Below are 22,015 nucleotides of genomic sequence, written 5' to 3'. Positions count from 1 at the left end.
CAGCGGGCACGAAAACCGAGGGGCCCCAAAAGCGGGTGAACCCGCCGCTGGGACAGCGGAAAGCCCCGACTCGGGTCGCTGATCGCGTCCCGCTCGGGGCTTCACCTGCACGCGGTCCGCACCTGCCGAAGCGCACACGAATTCTCCCCTCTCCCGCTTGCGGGAGAGGGGCCGGGGGTGAGGGCAGCCGCGGCATGCGCCGGCCCGATTCGAAGCGCCCCGACGTCGCGGCCTCTGCACGGGGCGATTCCGCGCTCCGGCCCTGCTCGGGCGACTGAAGTCGCGGCAACAACGGCCCAAAGTCCGCCTTCGCGGACTGCTCGCACAGTCGACTGCGCGAGGCCAGTCGAAGCGCAGTCGAATTCTCCCCTCTCCGCATGCGCAGCATGCGGGGAGGGGCCTCTCGCGGCATCCGCCAGCCCGATTCGAAGCGCCCCGGCGTCGCGGCCTCTGCACGGGTGCCCGCTGCCGCGCCCGGGCTCGGAGGCGCCCCAGGCTGGATCCTTCGGCCCGCGAGGGATGGAGTGCGGGAGGGTCAGGTGCGCCTGGGCCTCAGGATGACAGGCCCTTGTGCGGCAAGGAAACATCGTCGCCTCCCCTCCATACATCCCCACCATCCTCTCGCCCCCTCCGGCGGGGTGTGCTAGATTGGCAGCCCGCGAACGCGAGCGAATCACCCGCACCCGAACGTCCCGATGGCCGAGGGCACCCTTCTCCGCACCCCGCTGCACGGCGAGCACGCCGCGCTCAACGCCAAGCTGGTCCCCTTTGCGGGATACGAGATGCCGGTACAGTACCCCACCGGCATCACCGCCGAGCACCACGCCGTGCGCAAGGCCGCGGGGCTGTTCGACGTGTCGCACATGGGTGAGTTCGAGGTGCGCGGCGACGGGGCCATGGAGTTCGTCCAGTACGTGACGACCAACGACGTCAGCAAGATCGCCGTCGGGCAGGCGCAGTACGGCACCCTGCTGAACCACGAGGGCAAGCTGCTGGACGACCTGATCGTCTACCGCTACCCCGGCCACTACATGCTGGTGGTCAACGGCAGCAACAAGGACAAGGACTTCCGCTGGATCTCGCAGTTCACGGAGCAGTTCGGCGTGGAGCTGGTGGACCGGACGGACGAGATCGCCCTGCTGGCGCTGCAGGGCCCCCGCGCGGAAGATATCCTGCGCGGGCTGACCGACGCCGACCTCCCCGCCATACGCTACTACCGCTTCGCCGAGGGCACGGTGGACGGCATCGAGGCGACCATCAGCCGCACGGGCTACACGGGCGAGGACGGCTTCGAGCTGTACGTGCCGGCCGCGGACGCCCCGCGGCTGTGGCGCCGGCTGCTGGAGGTGGGCGCCGATGCCGGCCTGCTCCCCGCCGGCCTGGGCTGCCGCGATTCGCTTCGGCTGGAGATGGGCTACGCCCTGTACGGCAACGACCTGGACGAAGACACCACGCCGCTGGAGGCGGGGCTGGGCTGGGTGGTCAAGCTGGACAAGGGCGACTTCGTGGGGCGCGAGGCGCTGGCCCGGCAGAAGGAGCAGGGAGTGCAGAAGCGCCTGGTCGGCTTCCGGCTGAAGGAGCGCGGCTTTCCCCGTCACGGCTACCCGGTGTCGGTGGACGGGAGCGAGGCGGGCGTGGTCACCAGCGGCACGTCGAGCCCGTCGCTGGGGCAGGGGATCGGGATGGCGTACGTCCCCACCGCCGCCGCCAAGCCCGGGACGGAGATCGGCATCGTCATCCGCAGCGCGGCCGTTCCCGCGGAGGTGGTGAGGCCCCCGTTCTACACCGGCGGCTCGGTGAAGAAGGACTGATTTCCTCGTTTGATTCACGACGAAGCGATCCGGAACCGGAGCAGGATTCGAGAGTGGCGGAAGCGGTCCTGATTACCACGGACGACCTGGAGCCGGCGGTGCGGCTGCGGGCGGCCTTCGAAGGGCAGAACCTGCGGGTGGAGCTGCTGGCCCCCGGAGAGTCGCTGGACGACGCCCTGGCGGAGCCCATCCTGGTGGTGATCACCGGCGGCCTGCGCGAGCGCCGCGCCCGTGCACTGATCCACGCGGCGCGGGAGCGCGGCCGCACGCCCATCATCGGCCTGACGGAGCCGACGGAGCCGTCCAGCCGCGACATCTGCCGCCAGCTGGGCATCCACGAGTGCTTCCCCAAGCCCGTCGACGCCGACGAGGTTGCGCTGGTGGGGCGGCGGCTGGTGCAGCGCCAGGAACTGCGCGAAATCACCGGCATCGTCGGCGAGACCGCGGAGATGGAAGAGGTTCTGGAGCGCATCGTCCAGATCGCTCCGGTCAACTCCACCGTGCTCGTCCTGGGCGAAAGCGGCACGGGCAAGGAGCTGGTGGCGCGCGGCATCCACGCCCTCTCGCCCCGGCGGCACCGGCCGTTCATCGCCGTCAACGTGGCCGCGCTCCCCGAAAACCTGCTGGAAAGCGAGCTGTTCGGCCACGAGAAGGGCTCGTTCACCGGCGCGACGGACCGGCGCAAGGGCTTCTTCGAGCTGGCGAACGGCGGCTCCATCTTCCTGGACGAGATCGGCGAGATGCCGCTCTCCACGCAGACCAAGCTGCTGCGCGTGCTGGAGGAGCGCGAGTTCCGGCGCGTGGGCGGCGAAGAGTCCATCCGCGTGGACGTCCGCGTGATCGCCGCCACCAACCGCGAGATGCGCCAGGAGGTGGAGGTCGGCGAGTTCCGCCGCGACCTGTACCACCGCCTGAACGTCCTGCGCATCGACCTTCCGCCGCTGCGGGCCCGCCGCGACGACGTGCCGCGGCTGATCGAGGGCTTCATCCGCCAGTTCAGCGCCGAGCACGAGCGGCCCTTCCTGGGCATCGACCCGGAAGCGCTCGAGATCCTGGTGAACTACGACTGGCCGGGAAACGTCCGCGAGCTCAAGAACCTGATCGAGAGCATGGTGGTGCTGGCGCCCGGCCGCGTCATCCGCCCCGAGGACATTCCCCCGGAGGTGCGCCACGGCCGGCGCGAAACGCTGCTGCCGGTGGCCCTCGCGCGGCAGAACGGCCCTCGCGACGACGGCGGGCGGTCCTCCGGTACGCCTCCCGAACTGGAGTTCATCCTGCGCGCGCTGTACGACCTGCGCGTAGACATGGAAGACCTGCGCCGCGAGTTCGAGGTGTACCGCGCCCGCCAGCGAGACCCGATGGCCATTCCCGCGGCGCCCAACGCGTACGGCGCGTATCAACCGATCGCGCTCGGCCCGCCACCGATGGTGGACCTCGCGTCCGAGCCGGAGCCCGTGCGCGAGGAGGGGACGGTGGTGTTCCGCCCCGGCAAGACGATGAGCGACCTGGAGCACGAGGCCATCAACGCCGCCCTCCTCCACAGCCGCGGCAACCGCCGCAAGGCCGCGGAAATGCTGGGCATCGGCGAGCGGACGCTGTACCGCAAGCTCAAGGAATACGGCATCGAGACCTGAGGGTCGATGCAGTGGGATCAATGGCGACCGCCGGGCCTGGGCTCGGCGGTTCGCTTTTTGTGTGGAGCGCCGCGGACGCGTACCTGCGGGAGAGAAGACACCGATCACGAGCCGGATGACGAAGACCGACGGAACGCTGGACCTTTTCGCCATTACCGCACCCGGGCTCGAGCCACTGGCCGCGGCAGAGCTGCGGGCGATGGGAATCGACGGCGTGGTGGAGCCCGGCGGCGTGTCGTGGTCCGGACCGGCCGGGCAGATGTACGAGGCCAACCTTCGACTGCGGACGGCGAGCCGCGTGGTCGTCCGCGCCGCCAGCTTTCGCGCGCGGACGTTCTTCGAGCTGGAGCGGCACGCGCGCAAGGTGCCATGGGAGCGCTGGGTGAACCGCGGCGGGGCGGTGCGCCTGCGGGTGACCAGCAAGAAGAGCAAGCTGTACCACGAGGGCGCCATCGCCGAGCGCCTGCTGGACGCCATCACCCGCGCGGTCGGCCCGGTGGCAGGCGGCGCGCTGGGCAAGGACGAGGACGAGGCGGATCAGCCGGAGACGGCGGATGCGCAACTGTTCATCGTCCGCTTCGTGCGCGACGAGTGCGTGATCAGCGCCGATTCGTCGGGCGCGCTGCTGCACTTTCGCGGATACCGGCAGGCACTCGCGAAGGCGCCGCTGCGCGAGACGCTGGCCGCGGCCATGCTGCTGGGGAGCCGCTGGAACCCCGGCGCGCCCCTGCTCGATCCCATGTGCGGATCGGGGACGATCGCCGTTGAAGGCGCCCTTATCGCCCGTGGCATCGCGCCGGGCCTGGCGAACGCGGACCGCCAGCCGCGACCATTCGCGTTCACGTCGTGGCCAGACTTCGACCGGGCCGGGTGGGAATCCCTCGTGGACCGCGCGCGGGCCGAGATCCGGCCGTCAGCGGGCATCCCCATCCTGGGATCGGACCGGGACGAGGGTGCCATGCAGGCCGCCGCCGCAAACGCCGCCCGCGCGGGAGTGCTGGACGACCTGGAGTTGAGCGCGCGCCCGCTGTCCGCGATCGAGCCGCCGGAGGGCCCGGGGTGGATCGTCAGCAACCCGCCCTACGGCATCCGCGTCGGCGAGCGCGATCCGCTGCGCAACCTGTACTCGGCGCTGGGGCGCACGCTGCGGGAACGGTGCCCCGGGTGGACGCTGGCGCTGCTCTCGGCGGACCGCATGCTGGAGGGGCACACGGGCGTGCCCTTCGACGACGCCTTCCGCACCAGCAACGGGGGAATTCCGGTCAGGCTGGTGGTCGGGCGGGTGGAGTAGGAGGGGGAGTACGCTGGAGGAGGTGGGCGATCACGGGCAGCCATGCGGCCAGCGCCCCGGCGGCCAGAATCGCCAGGCACTGGTTCCGATCTTCCGCCGTATAAATCTCATCGGGAAGTTCGAGCATCGCCATCCAGACGCCGAGCATCGGCACGACCGCCGCGAGGCACGAGTGCCGGAGGGCGAAACGCAGGCTCGAATAGCGCCGCTTGTCAGCGAAGTACGCCAGCAGGATCAGGTGCACGAGCGCCAGCGGCGGAACGAACAGGTGCGAGATCACGAGCGTCCCGAAACCCGGGTAGGCCGTAGCGGACGCCGTCGAAGGCGTCGCCGCGATGGCCAGCATGCAGAAGAGCAGTCTTGTGCGCATGGAGCGGGATGACGGGCGGGACTTGATTGGGACTTGATGTATCAACGCCGGGTGAGGGTCGGCGCGGACGGGTGACGGCAAACGAGCCGGTCCCGATGCACGGGGCCGGCCCACTCGCATTGCCCGACGGCGCACCTTACTCGCGCGGAGGATCGCCCGGCTGGTAGGGAAGCTGGTTCATCAGGTAGCGCACCACAGAATCCACCTTGGACGTGCGCAGCCGGTCCGTCCGCGCGCCGACGATCGTGGTGTTGCCGTGGCGGTGCACCTCGACTACGACGGTGCCTTCGCCGCCGGAGTAGGTGCGCTCGTGGTGCCCGTCGCGGCTCATCGCAAGCTCGCCGCGGGTGGTGAGGATTTCGTCCGTCCGCGCCCAGATGTCACTGAGTGTCAGCACGGTGGTGCGCTCGTAGTCCGCCATCGTCCAAACCTTCCGTAAAGGGGGCCGCCGCGCCCCGCGAGTCACTGTTCCAGGATCGCATTCCGCAGCTCGGCGAAGGGCCGCGCGCCCACGATCCAGCGCGCCTCGTCGCCCGTGCCGGCCACGAGCGTGGGCGTCTGCTGGACCCCCACGCCCCGCGCCGCTTCCAGTTCCGCGTCGATGCGCGCCGCCGCGCCGCCCACGTCCAGCACCACGTGCATCTCCGTGGAATCCAGCCCCACCCCGGCGCCCAGCTCCGCCAGCACGTCGATGCGGCTGATGTCGCGGCCCTCGCCGAAGTAGGCGGCGAACAGGGCCTCGCGCATCCGCGCGCCCACGCCGTTGCGCGCCGCGAACGCCGCCGCCTCGTGCGCCTTGCGCGTCCGCACCGCCAGCGGGGGGACGACGAGCGGCAGGCCCAGCTCGTCGGCCAGGGGCCGCAGCGCATCCATCCACTCGCCGCTCATCTCCGGCAGCGGCCCGGGCGCGGGGTACAGCTCGAACGCCATCCAGGTGGGCTGCACCTGCCCCTCGCGCTGCATGCGCCGCACCGCCGCCTCGGCAACGTACGAGAAGGGGCAGGCGAAGTCCGAAAACACCACCAGCGGAACCGCCGCCATGCTCCAACCACTGCCCTGGGAACGCGCTCGGGAGGGCGCCAATCTGCCCCGCGTTTCGGCCCGCCGCAAGCCCGTCCAGCGCCCACGGGCGAATGAATTCGCTGCAACGACCACCCGAAGTCTGCCTTCGCAGACTGGCCTGTTGTCGTGTGGCTACAACGTGGGGGCACGCCCCGACCTCTGTCCTCCCGCCGAGTGCTGCCCCGGCGCAATCTGTCATCCAGAGGCCCGGGCGCACTGAACCGGCCCGCAGTGCATACCATGCAGGGCCGTGGGATCTTGCCGCGGATGCCTCTTGGCTGGGGCGCGGCAGCGGCGCGGAACCTCGGGCCTCCGTCCTGACCCTCGCCTGGGGGAGCGGCGCAAGCCTGCACGGGCGAATGAATTCGCTGCAACGACCACACGAAGTCTGCCTTCGCAGACTGGCTTGCTCTTGTGGCGAGGGCGCTGTTGCGCGACCGAGTTTTCCGGCCGGGCTCGCGTGCAGAGGTGGGTCCGGCGCGCGGCTTCAGTGTGTGGCGGATCCCTCAGTCGCTGCGGAGACTGGTGCGCAGTCGGGCTCGGGTGGGACCGCTCCTTCGGGATGACATTGCGCGTCGGCAGGTGCGGCGTTCGTGCGGCTTCAGCCGCCCCTGCTCGGGGGGGCGACGACTCGGGATTCCTGATCGTGGTTAGCCGTCAGCGGAAGCAGCGGAGGGGCGCGTCCAGCGGCTCGTAGTCGCCGCCGATCCGGAAGTGCCACCACTCCTTTTCGTAGTTGGCGTAGCCCTCGGCGCGCATCGCCTCCACCAGGATCATCCGGTTGGCGAGCACCTGACCGGTGGCGTTCGCGGTGTGGGCCGCCTCGGAAAAGGTGTCGTACGGCGTCCCCATGTCCAGCTCGCGGCCGGTCCGCGCATCCACCAGCGTCAGGTCCACCGTGGTCCCCAGGTTGTGGCCGCTCCGCCGCGCCACGTAGCCCTGCTGCAGCACCCACTGGTTTCCGCTGCGCTCGGCCCAGTTCACCATCGCCAGGGTGGCGCGGACGGGGCGATACGCGTCGAACACCTTCAGGCTCAGCCCCCGGGGGCGAAGCCGCCGCTGCACCCGGGCCAGCGCCTCGGCGGCGTTCGGCCGCAGCATCGCCAGGGGCCGCTCGTAGCCGGGGAGGACGGCGCCGGTGAAGTTGTTGCGCGTGGCGTAGCGGATGTCGGTGCGGATGGACGACTCCACGCGGCGCACGTTCACCAGCGTGCCCGCGGGGAGGTCGCACTCGCCCACGTGCGCCACCGCCGGCGCGCAGCCGGTGACGAGGACGGCGGCGAGGGCCAGGCCGAAGCTGCGCAGGAAGGGATTAGAAGTCATATCGGGCTCCGTCGGTGCCGAATTCAACGTGGGGAAAGATCGTCCGTGCCGCCGCGAGCTGCGCATCCTCCACGCCGGGCGGAAGGTGGACGAGCACCAGCCGCCCCGCGCCCGCCTCGCGCGCCACCTCGGCCGCCTGCTCGTTGGTGCTGTGCCCGCCCTGCTCGGTGCCGGTGGCCTCGTGCACCAGCACGTCCGCGCCGCGCGACAGCTCGATGATGGCGTCCGACTTGGCCGTGTCGCACGAGTACGCCGCCACGCCCGGGCCGCGCGCATCTTCCACGCGCAGGCCGACGACCGGAACGCCGTGGATGCCGGGCGCCGCCGTGATCCGCCACCGTTCGTTCGCCAGCACCTGCGCGCCGGACTCGTACGCCACCTCGTGCCAGTCGATGTCGGGCACGCCCTTCCATCCGCCGGTGCGGAACGCCTCCCAGGCGCGGCGGGCCTGGTCGATGGCGGGGCGGATTCCGTAGACGGGGATGGGGTCGCGGCGGCCGAGCAGCCAGAGCTTTTCCATGAACAGGGGAAAGCCCGAGACGTGGTCCGGGTGCTCGTGCGTAACGATCATCGCCTCGATGCCGGCCGGGTCGATGCCGGACGCCATCAGGCGCTGCACGGCGTCGCCGCCGCAGTCCACCACCACGCTGCGGCCCTGGCTTTCGAACGCCAGCATTGTGGTGGTGCGCGACGGGTCGCTGACCGCCGCGCCCGTGCCGAGAAGGTGAACGACGGGCATGGTGGCCCTGGTTCCAGGTGGGGGATGGAACTGCGTGCCTGCGTGCATCATCATGCGCCGCCCCGGCCCCACGGGGCAAGCGCCAGGCCCGGCGGGCCCCTCCCCCGGCAAACTGCGCCGGGAGAGGGGAGAACTTCGAGTGCGCTTCGGCTGGCTGCCGGTGAATGCCGCGGGAGCCCCCTCCCCCCGGCCCCCGTCCCCCGCTGCGCAGGGGAGGGGGAGACCTTCGATGCGCCTCGGCTGGCGTGGCGCACTCGACTGGCTCCCTTCCCCCGCGCAGTTTGCGGGGGAAGGGTTGGGGATGGGTGGCGCCGGCCCAGCACCGGACCTGCCCACTCACGCCTCTACCTTGGGGTGTACCCCTCTCCCACGCTGTTTGTGGGAGAGGGTGGCACGCGTGTCAGCGCGGCCGGGTGAGGGCCCCACGGCAGCCGGGGTCTCGGCTCCGGTGACCGCTGCCGCGCCCGGGCTTGTACGTGCCCGCGGCTAGATCGTTCGGCCCGCCAGGCCTGTGCTGCGGGCGGGTCCAGTGCGCCTGGGCCTCAGGATGACAAGCTCCTGTGCGGTTTTGTGGACTAGTGCGCGGAGACGCAGAAGGGCGGCCTCCCCCGTAGAGGAAGCCGCCCGTCCCTGTCCCTGCGCCCCGCCTGATCCAGCCGTCAGCGCTTCTCCTGGTCCTCCACCAGCTTGTTGCAGGCGTGGTCGGCGTACTCGCGCGACACGGTGAAGTCGTTGGCGTACAGGCGCGCGACGTTTTCCTCGACGCTGCCCTCCGAGGGCGGGCTCACCCTGAACTTGCCCGCCGACTGGATGTACGCCAGCGAATCCTGCTTGCTGCCGGCGTGGAACGCCGAGTCCAGGTACGCCGCCTCGTGCGCCTTTACGTCTGCGTACGCCGCGTACACCTGCGCGAACGTGTGCGGCGCCCGGACGATGTCGGGGATCTCGCCCCCGGCCTGCTGCTGCATCATGGTATCCAGCTGCGCCAGCTGCGACTGCGCCCGCTGCTGAAGCGCCTCGGTGATGCAGGCGGTGCGGCGGGCCTCCAGGCGCTTGGTGCGCTGCTCCGGCGTGATCTCGTCGCCGCCGCAGGCGGCCAGCAGCAGCGCCAGGACGGCAGGGGCGGTTCTGTACATGGCTCGGAAGGTCCGTTGGGCGTAGGGCATCGCAGGTGCGGCTTCAGGCGGATTCGGGAAACAGCGTCAGCTCGACGAGTTCGCAGAGCAGGTGGATCAGGGTGATGTGGCCTTCCTGGATGCGCTCCGTGGCCTGCGCGGGCACCGTCAGCAACTCGTCGCACAGTTCGCGCAGGGCGCCGCCGTGTTGGCCGGAAAGGCCCAGCACCAGCATCCCCCGTTGGCGGGCCGCCCGGGCCGCGCGGAGCACGTTGGGCGAGTTGCCGCTGGTGCTGATGGCCACCAGCACGTCGCCTGCGCGGCCCATCGCCTCCACCTGCCGGCTGAAGGCGGTGTCGAACTCGTGGTCGTTGCTCCAGCAGGTGAGCGTGGGCGCGTCCAGCAGGTGGTGCGCCGGGAGGCCCGGGCGGTCGCGCTTGTACCGCGCCACCAGCTCCTCCACCAGGTGCATCGCGTCGCACGCCGAGCCCCCGTTGCCGCACGCGTACAGCCGGTTTCCCGCGCGAAACGCCTCCGCCACCCGCGCCGCCGCCCGCGCCACGCCGGGCGCCATGTCGCGCATGGCCAGCTTCACCCGGGCAGATTCGTCCAGCGCGCCGCGCACCAGCTCCAGCGTTTCGGCTTCAGTCATGCGATACGGCGGCCCCGCGGGGCGTGGAACGGGCGAAAGCCGGGACGCGCCCCGGCCAGGATCGTACGGCTGATACTCCAACGCGGGTGGAATGATTCCATGGTGTGGACGGGCCACGCAAGGGCGGGGGCGGTGATGATGATGGCGGCGGCGGTGCTGGCCGCCTGCGAGCGCGCCGAAGACACCCTGGGCACCGTGCGCCGGGTGCCGCTCCCCGACAGCCTCGCCGACGGCGCCACCCTGGCAGTCGACTCCGCCCGGCACCTGTGGATCGGCACGCCGGGGCGGCTGATGGCGCTGGACTCGGCCGGGCGCTCCGTGCGCGTGGTGCAGACCCCCGGCACCGGGGCGCCGCGCCTGCTGGGGCAGAGTGCGGGACGCCTGGCCATCGCCGCGGGCGAGCGCGTGGCGGTGGCCGCCGCGGGAAGCGCGCGCGCCTCGGGCGGATGGAACTCGGCGGCGGTGCGCACCCTGGCGGCGGACCCGCGCGGGGCGTGGGTGTTCGCGGCCAACCGCCGGGGCGGCGTGGTGGGGCTGGACGCGGCCACGCTCACCCCCGCGTGGGGCTGGCCCGAAACGGGGACGCAGGCGCTGGCCGTGGCCGTGTCGCCGCTGGGCGACCGCGTGTACGTGTCGGTGGACGAGGGGGAAGACGGAAAATCGCAGGTGCAGGTGCGAGACGCGGCCAGCGGGCGGGTGCTCTTTCGCGCGGAGCAGGCCGATGCCTTGCGCTCGCTGGCCGCGGCCCCCGACGGCACCCTGTTCGGCGTCGCGGATGGCGCCGTCGTCCGGCTGCGGCACGAGGGGCAGGTGCTTCGGCGGCTGTGGTCGGTGTCGCCCGGGGCGGGTGACGCGGCGGAACTGCGGATGGACCCCACGGGGCGGCGGGTGGCGGTGCTGGGCAGGGGAAGCGGGGCCGCGCTGGCGGTGCTGGACGCGGGCGACGGCCGGGTGCTGGGACAAACGAAAACGGCGCCCCTCGACGCCGCGTTCGGCGTGGATGGGCGCCTGTACCTGCTGGAGCGCCGTGCCGTGCGGATCGTCCGCTAGCTCAGTGGCCCAGGTCCGAGTCGCCGCCCTTCATCATCAGGCCGGCCACCAGGAAGGGCAGCGAGTTCAGGGCAATGCTGAAGAACGCCGCGTAAACCAGGTACTGGTTGCCCCACATGAAGCCGGCGACCAGGGCGGCGATCGCCGGAAGGGTCATCAGCACGGCGGCGATCATGGCGAACTTCATCGGTCCGTCTCCAGAAGCGGTGCGTTGTCGCGGGTCGGGTGCCGCAAAGGCGCGCCAACCTACGCGCCCGCCCCGCCCTCCGGCAAGGGCCGCATTCGGCATGGAGGGTGCCAGCAGCCCCGGACGTGCCAAAGCTGCTCCGGTGATTTGTAGCAGACGTTGGGTTCGCAGGCCGCACTGAAGCGGGCGAAACGTTTGCGCGGCCGGTGGGGGGTCGCTATACTGTTCTGATTCCCGTATTCCCAAGCCGTTCCAAAGGTCCCGCTGCCTTCCTTGAAGGTACTGCTTCTCGACGCTGACCGCAGCCTTGGTCGAACGCTCGAACCGGAGCTGGACGACGCGGAGCTCCATGCCGCGTGTTCGCTGACGGACGGGCTGCGCCTGATCGCGTCGAGATCGTGGGACCTGATCCTCCTGGACGCCGATTTTTCCGGCGCGGGAATGGAACTGCTGGGGCGGCTGCACGGCGACGGGGGAATGGCGCCCGTGGTGCTGCTTTCGTCGCAGCCCACGATGGACCTGGCCATGGAGGCCATCCGGCACGGGGCGCACGACGTGCTTCCCAAGCCGCTGCCGCGCGGCCGGGTGCGCGAGATCCTGGTGGGGATCGAGGAGATCAAGCGGCTGCGCCCGCTCCCCGAGGTCACCACCCCCGACGGCACCACCATCGTGGGCGCCAGCTCGCAGATGATGGGGGTGTTCAAGTCGGTGGCCCGGGCCGCCACCAGCGACGCCACCGTGCTGGTTCTGGGCGAAAGCGGCACCGGCAAGGAGATGGTGGCCCGCGTGCTCCACTCGCGCTCCAACCGGTCGCGCGGGCCGTTCGTGGCCATCAACTGCGCCGCCATCCCCGAAAACCTGCTGGAAAGCGAGCTGTTCGGCCACGAGAAGGGCGCGTTCACGGGCGCCATCGGGCGGCGGATCGGCCGTTTCGAGCGGGCGAACGCGGGCACGCTCTTCCTGGACGAGATCGGCGACATGTCGATGGCGCTGCAGAGCAAGATCCTGCGGGCCATCCAGGAGCGCGAGGTAGAGCGGGTGGGCGGCGGGTCGCCCGTCTCCATCGACGTGCGCATCGTGGCGGCCACCAACCGCGACCTGGCGCAGGCGGTGCGCGAGGGCAAGTTCCGCGAAGACCTGTACTACCGCCTGGCGGTGGTCACGGTGATGCTTCCGCCGCTGCGCCAGCGCGGCGACGACCTGGACCTGCTCTCCCTGCACTTCTTCGCGCATTACGCACGAGAGCACGCGCGCCCCATTCGGGCCGTGGCGGAAGAAGTGTTCAACGTGATGCACCGCCACCCCTGGCCGGGCAACGTCCGCCAGCTGCGGAACGCGGCGGAGCGGGCGGTGGTGATGGCCAACGGCGAGATCCTGCTTCCACAGCACCTCCCCGCCGACATCCTGAACCCGCCCGAGGCGGCGGCGGACGGCGAGGGCGGCCAGGACGCGGCCGAGCCGCCCATGGTGACGCTGGAAGAGATGGAGAAGCGGATGATCCGCCGCGCGCTGCGCGAAACCGCCAACAACGTGACGGTCGCGGCCGAGCGGCTGGGCATCCACCGGAACACGCTCCGGCGGAAGATCCAGGACTACGGGCTGGGGCAGGACTGACACCCGCCTGGCCCTGCGCTTGCACGGCTGGTTCGTACACTTCTCCATTGCACCGGATGAGTGCACTGCGCCCACTTCCGGTGCGGAAGCGCCCCCTGCACGCCGTGGCCAGACGGTAGCTATTTCTGGCCTAAGCCGTTACGTTTCAAGCAGTTGACGCGCGTGCCGATCCGCGGTGCGCCGCGGTACGCGCCCTGCGCTGGCGCAATCGTCCCCTCTGTTCACCACCCCGGAGGACTTTGATGATCCACCTCATTCGTAAGCTGGGCTGCACCGTCGCCGTCGCGCTGCTGGTTCTTTCCGCCGGATGCACCGACGCGGCGTCGCCGCTTTCGGCGCGGGCGGGCGAGCCGGCGTTCAACACCGGCGGCGGCCCCGATGTCGCTGCGCTGGCCCGCTTCAAGACCAAGCCGCAGATCACCATCGCGTGGGCGAAGAAGTGGATCGGCCCGGAAGGCGGACGGCTGGACTTCTACGGGTTCGCCATCGAGGTGCCCGCCGGCGCGGTGGACAAGGTGACGATGTTCACCATCCGCCTCCCCGTGGATCCGAAGGGGTCGGACCACGTGCTGGCCGAGTTCGGCCCCCATGCGCAGCCGTTCAACGTGCCGGTCAGCATCGAGCTGCCCTATCGTAACACCAGCATCGAGGGCATCGCGCAGCCCACGATCGTATGGTGGAACAACGGCTGGTTCGACATGGGCGCCAGCGTCACGGCCGACGGCCTGCGGCTGCGCACCAGCACGGACCACTTCTCGACGTACGGCACGACGGACCAGCGCGGCGGCGGAATCCACACCTCCGGCGGCTGAACGGCCGCCCCTTCCAGCAGTCAAAGCCACAGGCATCGATCCGTGTTCAGTTCGCAAGCAACTGTCGAGCAGCTACTCCATCTCTTGCCCGGTGTGGACGAGTTGGAGACACTGCGTCTCGCCATGATTCGGACAGCCGTCCCGGATCCTGGAAAGGCGTGGGACAGTTCAAGCAGTTATGCGACGCTGGACAAGCGCATCCTTGCTAACGAGGATGTGGAGCAGGCACTCGCATTTTCCGAATCGGCGTTGCACGACTATGTGACGCTGCTTCACGACGGATTGCGACCCGTGTTCCGCAGCTATTTCACTGGTGACCACGCCGAAGCCGCGACGCATTTGCTCGCGCTTGGTGAGCGGCACGAAGCGACTGGCCGCGTGCGTGGTGCCAGCCAATGCTACCATGCGGCGCTCGTCCTTTCTCTTCCACTTGCCGAGAAGGCCTCCCAGATCGTCGCACTCCGCCGTATGGGCCGGGTGATGTTGGCGCTCGGGGAGTTTCGGGACGCGATTTCGTTCTATGACCGTAGCGTGGAACTGGCTCGCGATACAGGTGATCTTCGGGCTGAGGTAATCGCCCGCACGGGTGTGGGTAACGTCGCCATGTACCAAGGCCGGTGGGCCGATTCGGAACGCGCGTATCTGCAGGCGCTGGACCTCGTAAATGGCGCTGACGAAGGTGCTTTTCTGCTTGAGACGGGCCATCTGTTCAATAACTTGGGCAATGTCAATCTGCGCCTGAGCCGTCTCGATGAAGCGGACGAGTGGCTGCAGCGCGCCTTGGTGCTGTGGAATGCGGTGGATGCTCCGGAAGACCTCGGAACATGCTACCTCAACTTGGGTCAGCTTCGTGCCGAGCAGGGCCGAACAGGCGATGCACGGGCAGCATTCGAGGCAGCGGTGGGACTTCCGGTTTCACCGGCACTCAAGTCGCTGCTCGCGGGCGACCTTGCTGAATTGTGCCTGGTCGCCGGACATGTCACGGAGGCCGAAACGCTGGCGCGAATCGCCGAGGAGCACGCAATCGCGTCGTCATCGCCCTACACCCTGGGCTACATGTACCGGGTGCGGGGGAACCTGGCCAGATATCGCGGCCACGAGGACGGCTTCACCTTCTACGAGAAGGCGCTGGAGATCGCTCGCGAAAAGGGCTACCCGCCGCTGGAGGCCGACACCTTGGCTGACTACGCCGAACTGCGCCGGGGTACGGGCGGCGCCGAAGAAGCCGAGGCTTATCTCGAGCGGGCGCGCGAAATCTTCGATCAGCTCGGAGCCGTCCAGAGCTCGGCTCGCGTCCGCCGCGCTCTGGACGAACTCCGCACGGCGATCGAGGTACCGCTGGCTACGGTCGGGGACTGAACAGGGCAGGGCCATCTGTGCGACGGGGCTCCCGGGTGGGAGCCCCGTTCGTTTTGTGGCACCCGGCGACCCGGCCCGAACATTGCCCCCGTCCGATGGGTACGTCACGCTCCCCGACCCACCCGGCCCCGGCGTTCACCCGCGGCCGCGCCACGCCCTGACCAGAACCCGCGTGTCCGGTTCACGCATCTACGCCGCCGTTGCGCGCCTGGCGCCGCTCGCGCTGGCCCTTGGGGCCGCGCTTCCGGCGGCGGCCCAGGACGGCGGGTGCTCCGATGGGCGCGTGTCGGAGATCTTCATCGACGTGGGCGACGTGTTCGAGCTGGGCAGCCCCGACCTGGAGCCCCGCCTGAGCCGGGTGTACCGCGCCGCGAACGACATGCACCTGCGCACCCGCGAGTCCATCATCGCCCGCGAGCTGCTGTTCGAGGCGGGCGAGTGCTACCGCCCCGCGCTCCTGGCAGACTCCGAGCGCACCCTGCGCAGCTTTCCCTTCCTGGCCGACGCCAGCGTCTTCGGCGTGCGGCAGCCGGACGGCGACTGGCACGTGGTGGTGCGCACCCGCGACGAGTGGTCTACCCGGCTCGAGCCGCAGATGGACGGCGACTCCGACGGGTGGGGGCTGATCGGGGTGGAGTTCCGCGAAGAGAACGTGCTGGGCAGGGGGCTGCAGATCAGCCTCTTCGCCAAGGAGTACCAGCGGGAGCGGGTGTACGGCGGCGCCGTCTCCACCCCGCAGCTGTTCGGAACGCAGGTGGACGCCGAGGTGGGGCTGGAGCGCACGCCGGTGGGCGTGGCCGTCACGCAGCGGCTGGCGTACCCCTTCCGCGGCGAGAACGGGCGCTGGGCCTGGCGCCAGCAGTTCGAGCGGATGGAGCGCAACTTCGAGTTCTTCGTGCCGCGGGAGGACGGGGGCGTCCGCCGCACGTACTTCGCCGAGAAGCGCCAGTCGTTCGACGTGGGAACGGTCACGCGCTTCGGGCCGCGGGGAAGCCTGACGCTGCTGGGCGTGGCGCTGGCGGGCGAGCGCACCGAGTATCCGCGCGACTGGCTGAGCATGGACGGGAGCGGCGGCCAGCCGGTGCCCGTGGCGGGGGATCCGCCGCTGCAGGTAAACCCGCTGCCGGTGACGGGGCTGGACACGCTCTCCAGCGTACGGGTGGTTTTCCTGGCGGGGCATCGCAGCGTGTACTTCAAGCGCCTCCGCGGGCTGGACGCCATCCGCGGCACCGAAGACGTACGCATGGGCATCGACGTGGAGGCCGGCGTGGGCCGCAGCCTGTCGGCGCTCTCCACCGACGACGACCTGTCGGTGGCGGTGGGGGTGATGGCGGCGGGAGACCTGATTCCCGGTGTGCTGGCGGGGGTGCGCGCGACGGCCGAGGGGCGGCGCGACTACGGCGCGGAGCCGGGGCTGTCCGAGTGGCGCGACCTGTTCGGGCAGTTCGACGGCTGGGCGTACTGGCGCCCGCACGCGGAGTCGCGCCACACCTTCGTGGCGGCGGTGTCCGCGGTGGGCGGGTTCCGCACGCGGGTGCCGTTTCAGCTCACGCTGGGGCACCGGGCCGGGGCGCGGGGGCTTCCCGCCCACGCGTACCCGGGCGAGCGGCGGGTGGTGGGAACGCTGGAGCACCGCGCGTACCTGGGCTGGCCGAACGCGCGGCTCTTCGACCTGGGTTCGGCGGCGTTCGTGGACGTGGGCAAGATGTGGGCGGGGGGCGATGCCTTCGCGGCCAGCTCGCCCGTGGCGATGAGTGTGGGCGTGGGGCTGCGGGCGGCGTTCCCCCCGGGGTCGCGGCGCACCTATCGCCTGGACGTGGCCACACCGCTCGTCGGCGGCGTCCCCGGCCGCAGGCTGACGGTGACGCTGGGCATCGGGCAGGCGGTGGGCCGCAACAACGCGGGCGAAGACGCGCAGCTGCGCCGCAGCTCCCGCCGCCCCCTCTCGGCCTCGCTCTTCAGCTTCCCGGACTGAGTTTTGTCCGCACTCCCGCACTCACGCACTCACGCACTCACGCACTTCCCCGCAGTGTCCGACACGTTCACCACCCTCGCCGCGCCCGCCGAGGCCCAGATGCGCGAAAAGGCCTCGACGTTCCTGGCCTACGCGGCGCCGGTGGAAAGCGAGGCAGAAGCGCGAGCCATTCTCGCCGAGCGCGGCAAGGCGCTGTGGGACGCCACCCACCACTGCTCCGCCTGGTCGCTGCGCGACGGAACGCGGCGGGCGAACGACGGGGGCGAGCCGGGGGGCAGCGCGGGCCCGCCCATCCTGGCGGCCATCGAGGGCGCGGGGCTCACCGACTGCGTGGTGATCGTCACCCGCTACTACGGCGGAACCAAGCTGGGCGTGGGCGGGCTGGTGCGCGCGTACGGCGAGGCGGCGGCCGCGGCGCTGCAGGCGGCGCCCCGGCGCGTGGGCACGTACGCGGAGCGGCTGGCGGTGCGCTACGGGTACGAGCACACGGCCGCGGTCATGCGGGCGCTGGAGCGGGGTGGGGCGGAGCAGGTGGAGCACGGCTACGCGCCGGAGGGCGACGCGGGAACGGTGGATTTCACCCTGCCGCGAGGCCGCGTCCAGGCCTTCGCCGACGAGCTGCGGGAGGCGACGGCGGGGGCCGTGGCACCGGAGCGCGGGAGCGAATGCGTGCTCTATCGGAACGCGAAAACCTGATCGGCGTATTCCTACGCGTGTTCACTCCGCGGCGCACCCGCGGACCCCACTCGACACGTGATTGCCGGCCCTCCTCTTCCCGGGCCCGGCGCGCGCCAGAGCGCCCTGAAGGAGACCCACGGATGGATGGAGCCGTGCTCGCCGAGCCCATCATGGAGCGGTTGAGGAAACGCAACCCCGCGTATCACGAAACCGCGTACCTCTTCATCCTTGCCGCACTCCACTTCACCATCGAGCGCGTGGGCGAGGCTCGCCACATCACCGGCCGCGAGCTGGCCGAAGGGGCCCGCGACCTGGCGATCGAGCGCTTTGGGCTGATGGCCCGCTCCGTCCTGGAATACTGGGGCATCCGCACCACCCGCGACCTGGGCGAGCTGGTGTTCGCGCTGGTGGACTGCGGGGTGCTCGTAAAGCAGGACGGCGACTGCGTGCGCGACTTCGAGGACGTGTTCTGCTTCCGCGCCGCCTTCGAGCAGGACTATCCCTGGTGCTGCTCGCGCCAGACGCAGGACTCCTGACCCGCATCTTCCCCGAAAAACACCCGAGATCCACCCGTCTTCTTCGCGCCCTGGCTGGAACAGCCCTTGCGGCGCGCGGCCCCGGTCCGTGTGTGCGGGGCGGCGGTGCGCCCGGGGGAGGAGAACCTTCAGGGGAGGGGGAGAGGCCATGCCGGACGAGCGTGAGTTTCCGCAGTGCCGAAAGTGCAGCCAGGGCGTGCTGCTGCCGCTGTCGGACTATGGCCGCGACGGGGCGCCCATCACCTACAAGGCCTGGGTGTGCACCAACCCCGACTGCGGGTTCAACATCCGCATCGACAACGGCGAGATCAGCTTCGGCCGCACCATCGGCCAGAGCTTCAAGTGATGCCCCGTTCCGCATGACCACCCGGCCCACGGCGCCCGCGCGCCGTGGGCCGTTCGCATCCCATCCGCCATGACCCACGATCCCCAGTTCTTCGCCGCGCCGCACGTGCCCGTCCTCACCGCGGACGAGATGCGGCGGTGGGACGAGCATTCCATCCACACGGCCGGCATCCCCGAGCGCGTGCTGATGGAATCCGCCGGACGTGCCGCCGCGTCCATCATCCACCATCTGTATCCTGACGGACGGGTGGTCGCCGCGGTGGGAAGCGGCAACAATGGCGGCGACGCGATTCTGGTCGTTCGCACGCTGCGGGCGTGGGGGCGCGACGTGGCCGCGGTGCAGGTCGGCAGCCGTCCATCCGATCCGGCGCTGCTGCATGGCTGGGACGTGCCCTCCCTCGCGGCGGAGGACGCGGACGAGGCGTTTCGCGCGGCGGGGGTGATCGTCGACGGGCTCCTGGGCACCGGCGCGGCGGGTGCCCCGCGCGGCGCCTATGCCCGGACGATCGAGTCCATCGGGCGAGCCGGTCGCCCCGTCGTGGCGCTGGACGGGCCATCGGGCGTGGACCTGCCCACGGGTGGGGCGGAAGGTGTGGCGGTCCGCGCGGACGTAACCGTCACCTTCGGCGCGCCGAAGCGGGGCCTGCTGCTGTTCCCCGGGCGGGAGCGGGCGGGGCGGATTATCGCGGTGGAGATCGGGTTCGCGCCGCTGGCGGAGGCGGATGCCCGGCTGATCACGCCGTCGTGGGCGCGCGCCGTCCTCCCCCCCGTTCCGGCGAACGCGCACAAGGGGATGATGGGCAAGGTGTCCATCGTCGCGGGGCGGCGGGGGATGGCGGGCGCGGCGGTGCTGGCGGGATTCGGCGCGCTGCGGGCGGGGGCGGGGATGGTGTCGATCGTCTCGCCGGACGCCAATCGCGAGATCATCCAGTCGTCCCTCCCAGAAGCGCTGTACGTGGATCGGGATGCGCTCGGTCCGGGCTTTCAGTCCGGCTCGCAGGCTGTCGTCGCCGGGCCGGGGATGGGGACGGATGACGAGGCGCTGGACCTGCTCAGCATGATCGCGCGGGGGAGCGACGTGCCGCTGCTGCTGGATGCGGATGCGCTGACGCTTCTCGCTCGCGACCCGGAACTGCGCGACGTGATCGACCGGCCGCTGGTGCTCACGCCGCACCCGGGGGAGATGGGCCGCCTGATCGAAAGAACGGTCCAGGAGATCACGGCGGACCCGTTCGGCGCGGCGACGGAGGCCGCCGAGCGCTTCCGCTGCACCGTGCTGCTCAAGGGGAATCCCTCACTCGTCGCCGGCGAAGGAGAGCCGACGCTGGTGAACGTGGCGGGGCACTCGGGACTGGCGACGGGGGGCAACGGCGACGTGCTGAGCGGGGTGATCGGCGCGTTCCTGGCGCTGGGGATGGAGCCCCGAGACGCCGCCGGAGCCGCGCTGTACTATGCCGGCCGCGCGGCGGAGATCGCCGGCCGGGGCCGCGGGCTCATCCCCCGCGACGTGGCGGAGGCGCTTCCGGCCGCGCTGGAGGAGGAGGTGGGGCGGGGGAGCGAACTCGGGCTGCCGGGGATCGTGCTGGACCTGCCGGCGGCGCGGTAGACCGAGGGCGTGGGTGCGCATCGCTGCTGGCGCAGGGCATCCGCCAGTCTGAAGCTCGCCGCGGCTGTGCACGGGCGAATGAATTCGCTGCAACGACCCCACGATGTCCGCCTTCGCGGACTGCACGCTTTGGTGTGGTTCACGCTCGGTGGCGCGCCTCTGAAGTTGACAGTCGCGGGCCAGAAAAGTACGTTCCGCTGGCAGCCTTTCCGTCGAAATCACGACCCACTCACTCGCGCCCACGCGGTTCCGAATACATGGCGATCATCACCGAGATCCACGCACGCGAGATCCTGGATTCGCGCGGAAACCCCACCGTCGAAGCCGACGTCCTGCTTTCCAGCGGCGCCAGCGGGCGGGCGGCCGTGCCCAGCGGCGCATCGACCGGCGAGCACGAGGCCGTGGAGCTTCGCGACGGTGACGACAAGCGCTACCTGGGCAAGGGCGTCACGCGCGCGGTCGAGAACATCGAGGACCAGATCGCCGAGGCGCTGACCGGCTACGACGCCTACGACCAGGTGGCCGTCGACCGGACGATGATCGAGCTGGACGGCACGCCCAACAAGGGCCGCCTGGGTGCCAACGCCATCCTGGCCGTTTCGCTGGCCACGGCCCGCGCCGCCGCCGACGACGCGGGGCTGCCGCTGTACCGGTACCTCGGCGGGGCGATGGCCAACGTGCTTCCCGTCCCCATGCTCAACATCCTGAACGGCGGCGCGCACGCAGGCAACAACGTGGACTTCCAAGAGTTCATGGTGATGCCCATCGGCGCCGAAACGTTCAGCGAGGGGCTGAGGATGGGGGTGGAGGTGTTCCACGCCCTCAAGAAGGTGCTCAGCAAGGCCGGCAAGAGCACCGCCGTGGGCGACGAGGGCGGCTTTGCGCCGGACCTCAAGGACAACGAAGAGGCCGTCGCCGTCATCCTGCAGGCCATCGAGCAGGCCGGCTACCGCCCGGGCGAAGACCTGGTGCTGGCGCTGGACGTGGCCGCGTCGGAGATGTTCCGCGACGGCGGCTACGTCTTCCACAAGTCGTCGGGCGAGCGCAAGACGCCGCAGGAGATGGTGGAGTTCTACACGGAGTGGTGCCGCCGCTACCCCATCCGCTCCGTCGAGGACGGCATGGACGAGAACGACTGGGACGGCTGGAAGGCGCTGACCCAAGCGGTGGGCGCGGACATCCAGCTGGTGGGCGACGACCTGTTCGTCACCAACACCGAGCGCCTGGCGCGCGGCATCAAGGAAGGCATCGGCAACGCCATCCTGCTGAAGGTGAACCAGATCGGCACGCTCACCGAAACGCTCGACGCCATCCGCATGGCCCGCAAGGCGGGCTTCAACGCCGTGATGTCGCACCGCTCGGGCGAAACGGAAGACACCTTCATCGCCGACCTGGCGGTGGCCACCGGCGTGGGGCAGATCAAGACGGGGAGCGCCAGCCGCACCGACCGCGTGGCCAAGTACAACCAGCTCCTGCGCATCGAGGAGCACCTGGGCGACGCGGCCCTGTATCCCGGACGCGGGCTGTGGCGGTGAACCCGCGCGCGTTCCGCCGCCTGGCGACGGGCGGGGTGCTGGCCCTGGCGGCGTACTACGCGCTGTGGGGGGGCGAGTACTCCGCCTTTCACCTGCGGCGGCTGGACGCGGACCGCCGCGCCGTCGAAACGCGGCTGGCGGACACGCGCGGGCAGGTGGATTCGCTCAAGGCGCTGGCGCGCACGCTGGAGCGGGACGACGCGGCCGTGGAGCGCATCGCCCGCGAGCGCTTCGGGATGATCCGCGACGGCGAGCTGCTGTACCGCTTCGTCCCGGTGGACTCGGCCGCCGCGCCGAAGTAGGCGAACGGCCCCGCCGGGG

At 70.7% G+C, this 22,015-nt stretch carries 22 protein-coding genes; 14 read left to right on the top strand and 8 right to left on the bottom strand.

What is annotated here, in order from left to right:
* Positions 1 to 695: 695 nt before the first annotated feature.
* The 3 genes from gcvT to VGB24_RS07535 all read left to right on the top strand — a co-directional run bounded on the left by gcvT (position 696) and on the right by VGB24_RS07535 (position 4,736).
* Positions 696 to 1,811 (top strand): glycine cleavage system aminomethyltransferase GcvT, encoded by a 1,116-nt coding sequence (gene gcvT, locus VGB24_RS07545; RefSeq protein ID WP_331072330.1) that lies wholly within the window; start codon positions 696 to 698, stop codon positions 1,809 to 1,811.
* A gap of 53 nt (positions 1,812 to 1,864) precedes the next feature.
* Entirely contained in the window at positions 1,865 to 3,445 is a 1,581-nt protein-coding gene (locus VGB24_RS07540; RefSeq protein ID WP_331072329.1) for a sigma-54 dependent transcriptional regulator, read from the top strand.
* A gap of 115 nt (positions 3,446 to 3,560) precedes the next feature.
* Positions 3,561 to 4,736 (top strand): hypothetical protein, encoded by a 1,176-nt coding sequence (locus VGB24_RS07535; protein WP_331072328.1) that lies wholly within the window; start codon positions 3,561 to 3,563, stop codon positions 4,734 to 4,736.
* Here VGB24_RS07535 and VGB24_RS07530 read toward each other — a convergent pair.
* The 7 genes from VGB24_RS07530 to VGB24_RS07500 all read right to left on the bottom strand — a co-directional run bounded on the left by VGB24_RS07530 (position 4,708) and on the right by VGB24_RS07500 (position 9,997).
* Positions 4,708 to 5,082 carry a hypothetical protein gene (locus tag VGB24_RS07530; protein ID WP_331072327.1) on the bottom strand — a complete coding sequence of 125 codons (375 nt, stop codon included), beginning with the start codon at positions 5,080 to 5,082 and terminating at the stop codon, positions 4,708 to 4,710. The genes VGB24_RS07535 and VGB24_RS07530 overlap by 29 nt on opposite strands.
* A 160-nt stretch (positions 5,083 to 5,242) precedes the next feature.
* Entirely contained in the window at positions 5,243 to 5,527 is a 285-nt protein-coding gene (locus VGB24_RS07525) for a hypothetical protein (RefSeq protein WP_331072326.1), read from the bottom strand.
* A gap of 41 nt (positions 5,528 to 5,568) precedes the next feature.
* Positions 5,569 to 6,147: a DsbA family oxidoreductase gene (locus VGB24_RS07520; protein WP_331072325.1), complete on the bottom strand. Its 579-nt coding sequence runs from the start codon at positions 6,145 to 6,147 to the stop codon at positions 5,569 to 5,571.
* A gap of 678 nt (positions 6,148 to 6,825) precedes the next feature.
* Positions 6,826 to 7,491, bottom strand: coding sequence for a M15 family metallopeptidase (locus tag VGB24_RS07515; protein ID WP_331072324.1), 666 nt, complete (start codon positions 7,489 to 7,491; stop codon positions 6,826 to 6,828).
* A complete protein-coding gene (locus tag VGB24_RS07510; protein WP_331072323.1) occupies positions 7,481 to 8,230 on the bottom strand; it encodes an MBL fold metallo-hydrolase in 750 nt (249 codons plus the stop codon). Before VGB24_RS07510 ends, VGB24_RS07515 begins: the two co-directional genes overlap by 11 nt.
* Before the next feature lie 659 nt (positions 8,231 to 8,889).
* Complete coding sequence (locus tag VGB24_RS07505; RefSeq protein ID WP_331072322.1) at positions 8,890 to 9,366, bottom strand: hypothetical protein; 477 nt, start codon at positions 9,364 to 9,366, stop codon at positions 8,890 to 8,892.
* A 43-nt stretch (positions 9,367 to 9,409) separates the two neighbouring features.
* Positions 9,410 to 9,997 carry a D-sedoheptulose-7-phosphate isomerase gene (locus VGB24_RS07500; protein ID WP_331072321.1) on the bottom strand — a complete coding sequence of 196 codons (588 nt, stop codon included), beginning with the start codon at positions 9,995 to 9,997 and terminating at the stop codon, positions 9,410 to 9,412.
* Between the two features lie 99 nt (positions 9,998 to 10,096).
* Here VGB24_RS07500 and VGB24_RS07495 point away from each other — a divergent pair, with 99 nt between their 5' ends.
* Positions 10,097 to 11,047, top strand: coding sequence for a hypothetical protein (locus VGB24_RS07495; protein ID WP_331072320.1), 951 nt, complete (start codon positions 10,097 to 10,099; stop codon positions 11,045 to 11,047).
* 1 nt (position 11,048) lies between these two features.
* Here the strand turns inward: VGB24_RS07495 and VGB24_RS07490 are convergent, their stop codons facing one another.
* Positions 11,049 to 11,234, bottom strand: coding sequence for a hypothetical protein (locus tag VGB24_RS07490; RefSeq protein ID WP_331072319.1), 186 nt, complete (start codon positions 11,232 to 11,234; stop codon positions 11,049 to 11,051).
* A 273-nt stretch (positions 11,235 to 11,507) separates the two neighbouring features.
* Between VGB24_RS07490 and VGB24_RS07485 the strand changes: the two genes are divergently transcribed.
* The 10 genes from VGB24_RS07485 to VGB24_RS07440 all read left to right on the top strand — a co-directional run bounded on the left by VGB24_RS07485 (position 11,508) and on the right by VGB24_RS07440 (position 21,996).
* On the top strand, positions 11,508 to 12,848 hold the full coding sequence (locus VGB24_RS07485) for a sigma-54 dependent transcriptional regulator (protein ID WP_331072318.1): 1,341 nt from the start codon (positions 11,508 to 11,510) through the stop codon (positions 12,846 to 12,848).
* Positions 12,849 to 13,090: 242 nt separating this feature from the next.
* The gene (locus VGB24_RS07480) at positions 13,091 to 13,660 is read left to right on the top strand and encodes a hypothetical protein (protein WP_331072317.1); all 570 of its coding nucleotides are present in this window, start codon (positions 13,091 to 13,093) and stop codon (positions 13,658 to 13,660) included.
* A 42-nt stretch (positions 13,661 to 13,702) separates the two neighbouring features.
* Entirely contained in the window at positions 13,703 to 15,019 is a 1,317-nt protein-coding gene (locus VGB24_RS07475) for a tetratricopeptide repeat protein (RefSeq protein ID WP_331072316.1), read from the top strand.
* Positions 15,020 to 15,191: 172 nt separating this feature from the next.
* Positions 15,192 to 16,994 (top strand): hypothetical protein, encoded by a 1,803-nt coding sequence (locus VGB24_RS07470; RefSeq protein ID WP_331072315.1) that lies wholly within the window; start codon positions 15,192 to 15,194, stop codon positions 16,992 to 16,994.
* Between the two features lie 54 nt (positions 16,995 to 17,048).
* A complete protein-coding gene (locus tag VGB24_RS07465; protein WP_331072314.1) occupies positions 17,049 to 17,690 on the top strand; it encodes a YigZ family protein in 642 nt (213 codons plus the stop codon).
* Positions 17,691 to 17,812: 122 nt separating this feature from the next.
* The gene (locus tag VGB24_RS07460; RefSeq protein ID WP_331072313.1) at positions 17,813 to 18,208 is read left to right on the top strand and encodes a Minf_1886 family protein; all 396 of its coding nucleotides are present in this window, start codon (positions 17,813 to 17,815) and stop codon (positions 18,206 to 18,208) included.
* A 148-nt stretch (positions 18,209 to 18,356) separates the two neighbouring features.
* Entirely contained in the window at positions 18,357 to 18,554 is a 198-nt protein-coding gene (locus tag VGB24_RS07455) for a hypothetical protein (RefSeq protein WP_331072312.1), read from the top strand.
* Between the two features lie 69 nt (positions 18,555 to 18,623).
* Positions 18,624 to 20,159, top strand: a complete 1,536-nt coding sequence (locus VGB24_RS07450; protein ID WP_331072311.1) for an NAD(P)H-hydrate dehydratase — start codon at positions 18,624 to 18,626, stop codon at positions 20,157 to 20,159.
* Between the two features lie 257 nt (positions 20,160 to 20,416).
* A complete protein-coding gene (gene eno, locus VGB24_RS07445; RefSeq protein ID WP_331072310.1) occupies positions 20,417 to 21,694 on the top strand; it encodes a phosphopyruvate hydratase in 1,278 nt (425 codons plus the stop codon).
* Positions 21,691 to 21,996, top strand: coding sequence for a septum formation initiator family protein (locus tag VGB24_RS07440; RefSeq protein ID WP_331072309.1), 306 nt, complete (start codon positions 21,691 to 21,693; stop codon positions 21,994 to 21,996). The genes eno and VGB24_RS07440 overlap by 4 nt, the downstream gene beginning before the upstream one ends.
* Positions 21,997 to 22,015: the final 19 nt, after the last annotated feature.

The sequence above is a fragment of the Longimicrobium sp. genome (assembly GCF_036399935.1).
GTDB lineage: Bacteria > Gemmatimonadota > Gemmatimonadetes > Longimicrobiales > Longimicrobiaceae > Longimicrobium.
The sequence above is the reverse complement of the archived record's forward strand: the minus strand, read 5'-3'. Positions and strand labels throughout refer to the sequence as shown.